General features: G+C 43.2%; 8 protein-coding genes. 4 read left to right on the top strand and 4 right to left on the bottom strand.

What is annotated here, in order from left to right; translation table 11 throughout:
• The first annotated feature begins 523 nt into the window (after nt 1-523).
• The 4 genes from GQR93_RS03210 to GQR93_RS03225 all read left to right on the top strand — a co-directional run bounded on the left by GQR93_RS03210 (nt 524) and on the right by GQR93_RS03225 (nt 4,875).
• Nucleotides 524-997 carry a FeoA family protein gene (locus GQR93_RS03210; RefSeq protein WP_159298691.1) on the top strand — a complete coding sequence of 158 codons (474 nt, stop codon included), beginning with the start codon at nt 524-526 and terminating at the stop codon, nt 995-997.
• A 9-nt stretch (nt 998-1,006) separates the two neighbouring features.
• Complete coding sequence (feoB, locus tag GQR93_RS03215) at nt 1,007-3,118, top strand: ferrous iron transport protein B (protein WP_404808378.1); 2,112 nt, start codon at nt 1,007-1,009, stop codon at nt 3,116-3,118.
• A gap of 51 nt (nt 3,119-3,169) precedes the next feature.
• Nucleotides 3,170-3,337: a FeoB-associated Cys-rich membrane protein gene (locus GQR93_RS03220; protein WP_003552192.1), complete on the top strand. Its 168-nt coding sequence runs from the start codon at nt 3,170-3,172 to the stop codon at nt 3,335-3,337.
• 605 nt (nt 3,338-3,942) lie between these two features.
• Nucleotides 3,943-4,875, top strand: a complete 933-nt coding sequence (locus GQR93_RS03225; protein ID WP_003552197.1) for an acid shock protein — start codon at nt 3,943-3,945, stop codon at nt 4,873-4,875.
• Between the two features lie 446 nt (nt 4,876-5,321).
• Here GQR93_RS03225 and GQR93_RS03230 read toward each other — a convergent pair whose 3' ends face one another.
• The 4 genes from GQR93_RS03230 to GQR93_RS03245 all read right to left on the bottom strand — a co-directional run bounded on the left by GQR93_RS03230 (nt 5,322) and on the right by GQR93_RS03245 (nt 12,305).
• Nucleotides 5,322-7,253 (bottom strand): S53 family peptidase, encoded by a 1,932-nt coding sequence (locus GQR93_RS03230; RefSeq protein WP_035444540.1) that lies wholly within the window; start codon nt 7,251-7,253, stop codon nt 5,322-5,324.
• A gap of 163 nt (nt 7,254-7,416) precedes the next feature.
• Nucleotides 7,417-9,342 (bottom strand): S53 family peptidase, encoded by a 1,926-nt coding sequence (locus tag GQR93_RS03235; protein WP_003552202.1) that lies wholly within the window; start codon nt 9,340-9,342, stop codon nt 7,417-7,419.
• A gap of 167 nt (nt 9,343-9,509) precedes the next feature.
• A complete protein-coding gene (locus GQR93_RS03240) occupies nt 9,510-11,429 on the bottom strand; it encodes a S53 family peptidase (RefSeq protein WP_003552204.1) in 1,920 nt (639 codons plus the stop codon).
• A gap of 72 nt (nt 11,430-11,501) precedes the next feature.
• The gene (locus tag GQR93_RS03245) at nt 11,502-12,305 is read right to left on the bottom strand and encodes a TraX family protein (RefSeq protein ID WP_003552207.1); all 804 of its coding nucleotides are present in this window, start codon (nt 12,303-12,305) and stop codon (nt 11,502-11,504) included.
• Between the last annotated feature and the right edge of the window lie 234 nt (nt 12,306-12,539).

Raw genomic sequence — 12,539 nt, forward strand, 5'->3', positions numbered from 1 at the left:
GAATAAGGGCTCGATAGTAAAACGCTGTTTGGAAATGAGTCTCATTTTCCAAACAGCGTTTTTGATACAACTTGTTAGGCGAAGACGTTAAAAGCGGTTCAGAAAATAAAAAAGTAGCCGGCCCATGTCAGCCGACTACTTTGTCATGCAGTATTTTCATTTACAGTCCCGCTGCACTCGAAGACTTACGAATAAAATGACTAATACTTATTAGAGTACCATTAAAATGGTTACTCGCTTGACACTGAGTATACGAGAAAAAAAGTTTAATTTCAACCGTTTTCAGGATATTTCTTGAATATAATCGATTAACACGCGGTCGTTAGCTGTCCGAATTTTTAGAATCATTATCACCAAATAATTAGAACAACACTCATTTTTCTTATCGTATTGACATTTTTTGTTTTTACATTTAATATTTGTTTATCACATATACCACAATAATGTATTTAGTGGTAGGAAAACGAAAGATCTCTACATATTTAAATATTCCAAAATTATAAATTGAAAAGAGTGATCAACTATGGAAGCATTATCAGAAGCCAAACACAGGGGTGAATACATTATTATGAATGTCTTGGGTGACAAGGCAATTGTTCGCCGATTATCTGAAATGGGGATGATTTCTGGTAAGAAGGTCACGGTGATCTCTCTTTCGACGGATTCAAGCGGCATGATGATTTATTTTCAGGGTCAGCGCCTGGCCATCAGTTTGGATATTGCCGAACGAATCGTCGTACGGGATATTAAGGAAAAAGCCGGTGACAAGCTGCACTCATTGTCCGACTTGAAAATAGGCAAGAGTGGAATCGTTCGAAAGATGGTTGGTGATCGGGCCTTACGTCGCAGATTATTGGACATGGGATTAACTAATAACACCATGATTAAAGTCAACCAAATTGCGCCGCTTGGCGATCCGATCGAATTGATGGTTCGAGGATATAAATTGAGTTTGCGGAAACGTGATGCCAGTTGCGTTTTAATCGAGGAGGTGTAATGAATGGAAATGTCTTCGCTTGCATTGGTTGGAAATCCCAACAGTGGTAAAACCACATTATTTAACGCGCTAACCGGTTCCAATCAACATATAGGTAATTGGCCGGGCGTAACCGTAGAACGAAAGAGCGGCCAGCTTAAGTCCGATAAGAGCATGATTGTTCAGGACCTGCCCGGCATTTATTCCCTGTCACCATATAGTTCCGAAGAATTGATCACCCGAAAGTATCTGCTTGATGATCTTCCGAGTGAAATTTTGGATGTCGTTGATTCAACCAACCTGGAACGTAATCTTTATTTAACCCTGCAATTAATGGAAACCGGTATTCCGTTACTATTGATTCTAAACATGATGGACATTTTGAAGAAGCAGCATCATCGGCGGATCAACCTCAAAAAATTAGCATACATATTGGATGTACCGGTGGTCAGTATCAGTGCGTTGAAGAAGCAGAACCTGGATCAATTAACTGAAAAAATTCGGGAAAAGGATGCGGAAGATCATCAATACGCCTACCCGGAATATGATCCACGATTGGAGTCCGCACTATCAATGATTCAGGATCAATTGACGGGTCAATTGCCGGACAACGAATTACGATGGTACGCCATTAAAGTTTTTGAACGGGATGAAGCGGTTAGCCGGGCAATGTCATTTACAGATAAACAACAACGGGAAATTGAAGCCACTATCAAAGCAACTGAAAAAATCTTTGACGACAACAGCGACAGCATTGTCGTGAATGCCAGATATGATTTTATCGCTAAAATCATTGAAATGTGTGTTGTCGATACAGATGACTTTAAGATGTCGATGAGTGACAGAGTTGATCGAATCGTCACTAATCGTTGGCTGGCACTGCCGATCTTTGTCCTTGTCATGTGGGCGGTTTACTACCTCTCTATTCAAACGATCGGTACGATCGGCAGTGACTGGGTCAATGACACCTTGTTTGGCGCTTGGATTCCCAACGTGACGACAAGTCTTTTGAATGCCATGGGAGTAGCAGCCTGGTTGAAAGGATTGATTGTTGACGGCATTATCGGTGGGATCGGGTCAGTACTTGGTTTCCTGCCGCAAGTGATGATGTTGTTTCTATGTTTGGGCATTCTTGAAGATTGTGGTTACATGGCACGAATCGCCTTTGTGATGGATCGGATCTTTCACCGTTTTAATTTATCCGGAAAATCCTTTATCCCCATGCTAATCGCAACCGGTTGCGGTGTACCGGGGATTATGGCGACTCGAACGATTGAAAGTGAAAAGGATCGCCGAATGACGATTATGTTAACCACTTTCATGCCATGCTCGGCCAAGCTAACTGTCATTGCGCTGATTAGCGGGACCTTTTTCCCTCACAACAGCTGGGTGGCACCTTCCGCTTATTTCCTGGGGATGCTGACAGTGGTTTGTTCAGGGATTTTCTTGAAAAAGACAAAGTTGTTTCGTGGCGCACCGGCACCTTTTGTCATGGAATTGCCGGCTTATCATTTTCCAAAATTGACGAATACACTTCAAAGCGTTTGGTTCCGGGCCCACGCCTTTATTATGAAGGCCGGCACGATTATCTTCCTGTCATGCGTTGTGATCTGGTTTCTTCAAAGCTTTAACTTTAGGCTGCAGATGGTCGATCAAAATCACAGTATCCTGCAAGCCCTGGGATCATTTTTGGCACCGGTTTTTGCACCACTCGGATTTGGAGATTGGCACGCAACGGTGGCTGTGATCGCAGGCCTGATTGCTAAGGAAAATTGTGTTGGTACGCTGCATATTACCTTTGGTGGCAGTAATGCCGGTTTTGTAGACGCCCTTCGCTCAACCTATTCACCGATGGCCGGATATGCGTTCCTGGCATTCAACTTATTGTGTGCCCCGTGTTTTGCGGCAATCGGCACAATGTACAAAGAGTTTGGGGATGCCGGTTGGACTTGGCGGGCTGTTGGTTATCAAACGCTGGTTGCTTATATGGTCGCTACCATCATTTATCAGAGTTCGCAGGTCTTTTCTGCCAACTTCTCACCGGTTGGCCTGACCGTTGCAATTCTTGCATTGGGAGTGGTGGTCTATGGGTTGTTCATTAAGCGTGAACGACCGGATTTAGGTATTAATGTTAGTGCTTAGTCGTTAAAAAAGTTCAACACAAAACGTCACGATTTGGAAGGAGTCGGTCTTATGGGCACACTTATTGTCGCCATTATTTTATTCGGATTGGTAGGTTTCGCGTTTTACGTCCGTTTTCTCAAGAAGGGATCCAAGGGGAGCTGTCATGAATGCGCAGACGTCGGTTGTCCGTTAGCCGATCGGGCGAAAATGGTTAAAAATAAAAGAATGAAAGCATAACAACGTTTTTTACTGAAATAGATGATTGAACGGACTTGAAACTAACTTGTCATGTCACTTAAGAAAGGGTTGTTGATCTATGGAACTTATCATGATTTTTAGTCTTTGGTTGTTTAGCATTTTTGTAGGGGTGGCTATTGAAGGCATTGCTTATTGGCGAGGGAAATTAACTTTGTCGGATGATGATTATAAGGCCTTTTCCGCTCGGATCACGAGTGCTAAAATAAGGTAGGAATCAGTCAGAATGGGGCTCACTTAGGTCAAGCAAGCTTATTCTTAGCAGAACTGGGTGATTAAAGGATGAATAGTCGTTGGATGATTACAACAAGGTGGCTGGGATAAATGTCGTTTATTCTGGTCTTTTGATGTCGTGAATAATCACGGTCAAAGCGTATCTATAGCAACTGTATATACTATTAACAGGCGCACTATTAATATAAAGTATGCATTGTTAGGCAATGGATTTCGATTACTTGTTTTCCAAAGGGCAGTTAACATTGACAAACAATCTTGAAAAAGGTTGAATAATCTTTGTGTTTTTCACCGGATATGTTATATAATAAGAGCCGTTCAGGGAATATTTTTATTAATTTGGAGGGGTAATTATGAACAAAGCACTTAAGAAAGTTACATTACTTAGTGCTGCCGTCTTAGGTCTTTCTGGCGCTGCATTTGCAGCTCAACCAGCAACTACTGCTTCTGCTAAAACAGAAACAACAGCTGTTGCAAAGGCCCATGCTAAGAAGGCAACATCTAAGAAAGCAAAAGCAGCTGCTAAAAAGAAGGCTGCTGCTAAGAAGAAGGCAGCTGCCAAGAAGAAAGCAGCTGCTAAAAAGGCTGCTGAAAACAAAGCATCTCTAGCCGCAGCCGCATCAGCAGCTGCAGCCGCTAAAGCTGCCGAAGCTAAGAAGGTTGGTACACCAGCTACTGCTTCATCATCAAGCACTGCTGCACCTATTTCTTCAACTTCATCATCAGCTCCTTACGTATCAGTTGGTACTACCCAAACTACTATTGACAGTACTTTCAATATTGAAGGTTACAGTCAAGCTACTGGTGGTAAGCAAGTTGCTCATGCACAATGGACGATTCCTCTATGGAACGGTAACGTTAACTGGAACAATGCCGTTAACACGTTCAACCGTGATCGTACTGTAATGGGCGACAAGAAGGATGTTATTCCTTCAAACACTTTGAAAGCTGCTTTGAAGAATGACGGCTTCAACCAAGTTTACATGAAGATTACACCAACTATCCTACCTCGTCTTGCAGGTGGATGGCTTGATAACGTTGATTCATTGACTGGTGTTTACATGAAGTTCAACTTGGATACTGATAGTATTCCAAGTAACGTCCACTATGGCGACACGGTTCGCTTAGGTTACACTGTTGATGATTCAGCGTTGTACACTAAGTCTGCTGGTGACACTAAGAATGAAAATTCAAGTGCCAATGCTGATGGTTACATCGGTATGACTATCTATCGTCAATGGGTAAAGACCATTCTTGATATGTATGTTGTTAACCCATACCTATAATGATTAGTTAACTTAATAAATAAAGGCATTTCCTTTGGGAGATGTCTTTTTTTGACCCTAAAAAAGAGCTGCGCACTGCAGCTCTTTTTGGAGGACGGCATCTTTGAGGGGGAGATGTCTTTTTTTATTTGAAGGGGTAATCATGAAATTTGTTAAGAAATCGTATTATTGGAGGGCAATTATTTAATGACTCATTTATGGGTGGCATCACTTCTTTCAATTAGTATTGATACTTGAAGTCGCAACTCTCTGGATGTGTTAACCTCTTATTTGATTGTCTATATCATATAGGCGCCGGCTTAACTCAAGCTTAAAATCAGAAACAAAGTGAAAATTAACTGCGGAATAGTCAGTTTTTCTAGCCTGTTGACTATCCGGAGGTAGCAAAAAAGCCGTCACCATTTATCTTGATAACGACTTTAGCTGGTTTTTAATGAAAAGGGTGACTAGTTGCTGGGACTTTCATTATTGAATTTTTGATATAGTTTCTCGAAATTAATCGTGCCAAGTCCGGTTGCTTGATTGTACAGGGTTCCCGGTTGGCCGGTGTAGTACAGATTATTGTTATTATTTGCGTCATCCAATACGTTGAACGGTGTGTCGGGTTGTTGAGCAAACTTGTAAATCTGTGGGTTCCAGAAACCGATTGGCGTGCTGCGATCACCGTTCATAACGGCATTTGCGGCAGCCATTTGTGGTGAGGTGTAGCTGGTTCCGCCACCGACCATCCAAATTTTGGCTGGTTTAATCGAAAGGCTCTTGCCCTTTATAGAAGCCTGATTTCCAGAGAAGTAGGTTGCATATCCGGTCTGGGTATCGGCGTTTCCAGCGACATCCGGCAGATTTCTCGAGTGACCGGTTCCGGTAATGACTTTGGGATTCTTGTTGATGGTGTAGCGGCCATTACCGACATACTTCAAGGCTTCAATGGCTCTGAAGGTATTTACACCGGGAACACCCAATTGATAGCGTGGTGTTGGATTCAAAGCTGAGAAACCGCCGCCACTGCCTGGGAAGACCCCCGCTTTAATTTCGGCGGGACTAACGCTGTAGGTATCGCCCCAAGCACGTTCCTTGGCCACCTTGATGAGTTTGTTGTGAAGAATCTTAGTGTACGGTAACGTTGTGCCACCAACAATCACTTGATAAGGTGAGGTTGAAACAACGTGATTTTCTTTACCGGTTGGCGATTCGCTTCGTCCGTAATCACCACTGGCTCGGAAGACGGAAATGCCTTGAGCAGCAGCTTGTTCCAGCATGAGGTTATAAGCATGATTATATTGTTTTAAGGTTGAACTGTGATCCGGCCATTCGGAATTGGTTTCGACACTTGGACCGAAGCTGGTACTGATTTGTTTATCATCATTATCCGAAATAGCCGACATAAATGCCGTGTAGTGGGCAGAAGGCGTTGTTGTCGCATCATTGCTTGGTTCGGCAATATAAACGTCAATGTTTGCTTTTGGCGCAACCGAACTGGCCGATTGAACGTCCAAAGAGGCTTCCAGTTGACCGGGTGTCATCAGCCTGCCCGAAATTTTTTGAACGGCCTTTTCACCACCAACTGTATAGATTCGATGAATTCGGCTGGTATCTGTATTAACCCCGGTCTGTTCCCAGTACGTCTTGATATCACCAATCCGAAAATCAGCATGTGAAATAATTCCGATCCGTTGGCCCTGTCCTTGAAGTCCCTTATCGTAAAGGTTGTTTAATTGGTAACGGTCGGCAAACTTAAGGGCACCGTATTTTTTGGAAAACGCATTGCCGGTGACATTGGTGTTCGGCTTGTTATCGCTGACGGGAACATCAGCGCTTTTTAAAATTGACGGGATATAAGCTGCTTTTTTTGCCGATTTCTTTTTGGCAGGTGTTTTCTTGGCTGCTTTTTTGGTCTTGGGTTTTGGTGCGTAAACACCAATTACTGCAACCACTTGCTTGGACAGCTTACCTGGCAGTTTATAGGTCGTTTTTGATTCATGACCCTTTTCTTTGACATATTTAGCTTTAAAAGCTTTATTGACATTAGCTTTGGTTCCCCGAATCTTTAGGGAAAGATTGCCGGGATAAGCGTAAGTGCTTAGATGATATCGATTTAAATAGCTTCTAAATGATGATAGATAGCTATCGGATTGACCGAATTTTTGAGCAAATTCACTTGGTGACAGATACTTATGATAGTTGGCTGAATTTGGATCAACCGTATCATAAACGTAATTGGTTAAGTCGTTTTCGTTGGACGCTTTAAAAGCAACGTTAACAACAGTTGATCGATTGTCTGCTTTCTTGGCCTTGGCATTAGCGGTAAAACCAGTCCCCAGAACCAGGAAACCGCTTAAGGTCGCAATAATAAGTTGTTTTCCCCTCAAAATAATCACTCTTTTCCTAAAATAATCTAGTTTAATTATAACAGTCTCATTTATTGAATACGCCAGATGTGTTTTGTGATTTTGGTTCAATCGATAAAACGAGGTTGGAAAATCAACTTCTCGATTTCCCAACCCCATTTAAATCATATTCACTTGTTTTTCGGATATTGGCTTAATTAGCAGTGCCTTCACTATTGAACTTGGCATTTAGCTTTGCAAAGTTAATGGTTCCAAGCCCGCTGGCCTGATTATAGAGCTTGCCGGGTTGACCAGTGTAATAAAGATTATTACTCGTTGTGTCAGCCAAGACGTTGAACGGACTATCGGTTTCCTGGGCGAATTTGTAAATTTGGGGATTCCAAAAGCCGATTCGAGTTGACCGGCCGCTATTCATAACGGCACTTGCGCCGGCCATTTGTGGTGTTGTGTAGCTGGTACCGCCACCGATCACCCAAATTTGATAAGGCACTCGAACAACTTTTTTGCCTTTCTTAGTCGGCTGGGTGCCATTAATGTAGGTCGCATACCCGGTTTGTGGATCGGCATTTCCGGAAACGTCCGGGAAGTTTCGGCCGTGGCTAACCCCAGTGATCACTTTCGGATTCTTGTTAACGGTAAACAGTCCCTTGCCAACGTACTTCAAAAGCTGGATGGCACGGAAGGTGTTGACACCGGGAACCCCTGCCTGGTAACGAGGTGTTGGGTTTAATGTTGAGAAGCCACCGGCACCGCCACCGGGGAAAAAGCCCTTTTGTAGTTGAGCGGGACTGGCACTGTAAGTATCGCCCCAAGCGCGTTCCTGGTTAACTTTGATGAGTTTATTATGGATAATTCTGGTGTATGGCAAAGTTGTGCCGCCAACCAAGACCTGATAAGGGGATGTTGATACGGCGTTTGTCTGAGCAGCTTGTGCTTCATCATAAGGACCGTGGTCGCCACCGGCTCGAAAAACGGTAATACCTTGTGCGGCAGCCTGTTCCAACATCAGATTGAATGCGTGATTGTATTGAACAAGGTTGGCACTTTTATCGTCCCAACCATTTTTGGCTTCATCACCAGGTGAGAAACTAGTGCTGATTTGGTTATCTGCGTTGTTAGAAATTGCTTGCATAAAAGCAGTGTAGTGGGCAGAAGAATTTAAGGTTGCACCGCTTGGTGCCAAATCAATATAAACGTCAATATCGGCTTTGGGAGCAACCGAACTTGCCGATTCAACGTCCAGTGTTGTTTCGACTTGAGCCATATTAAACTGTGAGTTCGAAAGAGCTGTCACATTCTTTTGCTTTCCGGCAACGGCAATTCTGTGAAGACGCCCGGTGTCTGTATTGACACCAACCTGTTGCCAATACTTTTTGACGCTGCTGTTTCTAAAATCGGTGTGGACAACAAGTCCGATACGCTGTCCCTGACCTTCCAAACCCTGGTTATAAAGGCTGTTTAGTTGGTAGCGGTTCGCAAATTTAGCCGGACCGTATTTCTTGGAGAAGGCGTTACCGGAAAGTGCGGTATCGGGTTTGGTACCACTTGTAGGGACGTCAACGTTACTTGAAAGTGATTTTGTATAAGCTGACTTTTCCTTTGACGATTGTTTCTTGGTTGTCTTTTTAGCTGCTTTTTTCTTGGCTGCCTTTGGATTGGGTGTATAGACACCGATGACGGCGACTACTTGCTTGGACAAGCGTCCGGGTAAGCGGTAACTGGTCTTGTCACGGTTCACATACTTGGCTTTGAATGCCTTGTTGACATTGGATTTTGTCCCGGTAACTTTTATGGACAGGTTGCCCGAATAAGCCGAGGCCTTCACGTGATACTTGGTCAAATACTTCTTAAACGCTGTGATATAACTGGTTGACTGGCCAAACTTTTGTGCAAACTCACTTGGTGTTAAATACTTGTGAAAATTGGCAGAATTTGGATCAACCGTGTCATAGACGTAGTTGGTTAGGTCGGTTTCATGGCTGGGCTTTAACGCCACGTTAGCAACGGTCGGCCGGTTATCGGTTTTCTTGGTCTTGGCGTTAGCGGTCAAACTGGCCCCCAGAACCAGAAAACCGCTTAAAGTTGCGATGATAAGGTGTTTTCCCCTCAATATACTCACTCTTTTCTGTAAATAATCTTATTCGTAATCAATTATAGCAGTCTTGTAACCTGTAAAGTTATTTGATGTTCTTGGACATTTAATGTTAGGCCAATATTAAAGCAGGGCTACCGCTTGAACCAAAAAACGGTCCGGTACAGAAAATGTACGAGATCGTTTTTGAGGGATTATTTATCGTTGGTTTCTTGATCAAACTTTCGAGATAGCTTATCAAAATTAATGGTGCCCAGACCGGTTGCCTGATTATAGAGTTTGCCGGGTTGACCGGTGTAATAAAGGTTGTGATTGTTCGTTCCGTCTAAAACGGTAAAAGGCGAGTCGGCTTGCTGAGCAAATTTGTAGATTTGGGGGTTCCAAAAGCCGATGGAAGTTGTTCGGCCACTGTTCATGACAGCGTTAGCCGCCATTTGTGGAGAAGTGTAGCTGGTTCCGCCGTCCATCATCCAAACTTTTTTGAGAACCGAGTGAAGTTTATTTTGTTTAAACCTCACTTGATTACCGGAGAAATAAAGCGCATATCCGGTTTGGATGTCGGCATTTCCTGCCACATCGGGTAGGTTACGGCCGTTATTAATACCGGTAATGATTTTGGGGTGCTTACTAATGGTATATTTGTGGCTTTTACGCTGAATCTTTAAAAGCTCAATGGCTCTAAACGTGTTAACACCGGAGATGCCTTGCTGGTATCTTGGTGTTGGGTTTAGGGCGGAAAAGCCACCGCCACTGCCTCCAATCTTACCGGCTTCAATTTGAGCCGGAGTGGCAGTGATGTTGCTGCCCCAGGCACATTCTTTGGCAACGGTGACCACTTTATGATTAATGGTTTTTGTGTAAGGTAGAGTCGTTCCACCAACAATAACCTGGTAGGGTGATGTTGAAAAAGCGTGATTTTCTTTGGCAAGCGTCACGTCATCGCGAGGACCGTTGTCCCCACTAGCTCTGAAAACGGTGATGCCCTGGGCGGCTGCCTGTTCCAGCATTAAATTAAATGCGTGGTTATATTGGGCCATTGTTGCACTGTAATCATGCCAACGACTCTGGACTTCGGCGGTTGGTGCGAAGCTGGTTGAAAGCTGTTGATCAATATTGTCTGAAATTGCCTGCATAAATGACATGTAGTGGGCGGTTGGCGCATTGGTGAGATCATCGGTACTGTCACCGATGTAGAAGTCGATATCGGCTTTGGGAGCAACCGAACTTGCGGCCTGAACATCCAGTGTGGCTTCTATTTGTGCCCCGTTTACGGCAAAATCCAACCGTTTTTGGACATCTTTTCGGCTATCAACGGTATAGATTTTGTGAATGTGACTTAAATCATTGTTTACGCCGGCTTGCTTCCAGTAGGTTGTTAAATCGCTATTGTGGAAATCTCCGCTGGAAATAATGCCGATGCGTTGGCCCTGTCCTTTGAGACCTTTGTCATAGAGGGCAGTTAATTGATACTGCTTGGCGAACTTTAATGCCCCGTATTTTTTTGAAAAACGATCTCCGGAAAGGGTTGTGTCCGGTTTGGTGTCGTCGGTTTGGGTGGGACTGCTGACGGAAGAGGACCGAAGTTGAGTCAATGCTTTCTTGCTGTGTGATTGACGATTAACCGGTTTGTTGACAGTCGGCTTGGATTGATAGAGACCCATGACGGTTAATACGTGATTGGATAAATGTGCCGGTAATTTGTAGGTGGTCCTTGATTTGTGAGTCCCTTTTTCCGTCACATATGTCGCATTAAAGGCGCGGTTGACGTTATTTCGGGTACCGGACACTTTCAATGACAAATTTCCGCCGTAAACATCCGCATTGACGTGATATTTTTTTAAATACGTTTTAAAGGCGGCTACATACCGATTGGATTGGCCAAATTTTTGGGCAAATTCATCGGGGCTCAGATAATGATGAAAGTATTGCGAGCTTGGATCAACGGTGTCGTAAACATAATTTGTTAGGTTGGTTTCGTTTGTTGGTTTAAAAACGACATTGGCAATCGTAGGGGCATTATCGGATTTTGCATTTGCCGTCAGTCCGTGTCCCATTGCCAGAAAGCTCAAGCCGCTTAAAACTGCAATCATAAAGTGTTTTCTTTTCAATGTCATAGCCTTTCTTTGATGATGGATAATAGTACCTGTTTTTAGCTCATATAATAGTTGTAAAGCTTTGTCGTTAAATTATTTTCCAACGCCCAACAGTGAGGCCAGAATGTAAAGCCCCCAGATGTGAAGTGGGTAAAAACCGTAGAAAAAGCCTTTCATGCTCTTGCCGAGCTGACCATTATAGAATGAGAGCGGAATAATGGAAAATACCATCATCCACTGCATATTTGAGAGCAGGTTGGTAAAGTTGAACCCGGTTGATAAAAGTGCAAAACAGGCAATGGCAATCATTTGCCAACTGCGATGTTTTCTAACCAGATACAATACCGGTCCCAGATAAAGGAAAAAGGAGTTTTCAGCAGAAAAGGGCGTCGGCGCAGCTAACATCAGATAGGTTGTGTAATCAGCCATTTTTCCCTGCATGAATGTTAGAAGAAGTACACCCAGTACTAAGGGAAGCATAATGAGAAAGAAACCGAATGACGCCTTGGACAATTGATGGTTTTTGAAGCCGTCTGCGAGCATTTGAATGCCATACATGGTCAGGACACCTATAAACAGATCGCCAAAAATGTTGTTGATCAGGACCAAATTGCCAACACTGAAAAAATGACCAACAACGAAATTACCGATACCCATCATCCAAAAGCCGATTAATAAGCGTAGCAAATATCGCTTTTTATTATGGGTGTGTGTAAAGCCCTCGACACTTAAAAACATAAAAATGGTTGCGACCGGCCGACCGAACATATCGACCCAGGTCGGAACACCAGCTGCCGAAAACATCTCATGGATGTGATCAATAAACATCAACGTAATGCCGAGAATTTTGATGTCAAAGCTGGTTAATCCTCTCTTCTTGATACCTTCTAATAACATAGTGTTCCTCCAGATGATTGAATGTTGTACCTTGCTAGTTAATTATTCTAGTAACTAACCTGATTTAATTAAGATATCGTAATCGGTATAAATTGTCAATTATTTTTTTGAAAAGTTTTAAAACACCTTTGACTGAATCATCAACAAAAGAAGTGAAACCAAAGGCCATTAAACCGGCCCTTAGTTTCACTTCTTTTGTTTAAAAACAACGTCATTCACAAAATGGTATCGAAA

Origin of the sequence: Lentilactobacillus hilgardii, from assembly GCF_009832765.1 — a bacterium.
Lineage (GTDB): Bacteria > Bacillota > Bacilli > Lactobacillales > Lactobacillaceae > Lentilactobacillus > Lentilactobacillus hilgardii.

Excerpts from the sequence above, each read along its gene's own strand:
- GQR93_RS03245 (WP_003552207.1), bottom strand. The coding sequence starts at position 12,305 with ATGTTATTAGAAGGTATCAAGAAGAGAGGATTAACCAGCTTTGACATC.
- GQR93_RS03220 (WP_003552192.1), top strand. The coding sequence starts at position 3,170 with ATGGGCACACTTATTGTCGCCATTATTTTATTCGGATTGGTAGGTTTC.
- GQR93_RS03240 (WP_003552204.1), bottom strand. The coding sequence starts at position 11,429 with ATGACATTGAAAAGAAAACACTTTATGATTGCAGTTTTAAGCGGCTTG.
- GQR93_RS03210 (WP_159298691.1), top strand. The coding sequence starts at position 524 with ATGGAAGCATTATCAGAAGCCAAACACAGGGGTGAATACATTATTATG.
- feoB (WP_404808378.1), top strand. The coding sequence starts at position 1,007 with ATGTCTTCGCTTGCATTGGTTGGAAATCCCAACAGTGGTAAAACCACA.
- GQR93_RS03225 (WP_003552197.1), top strand. The coding sequence starts at position 3,943 with ATGAACAAAGCACTTAAGAAAGTTACATTACTTAGTGCTGCCGTCTTA.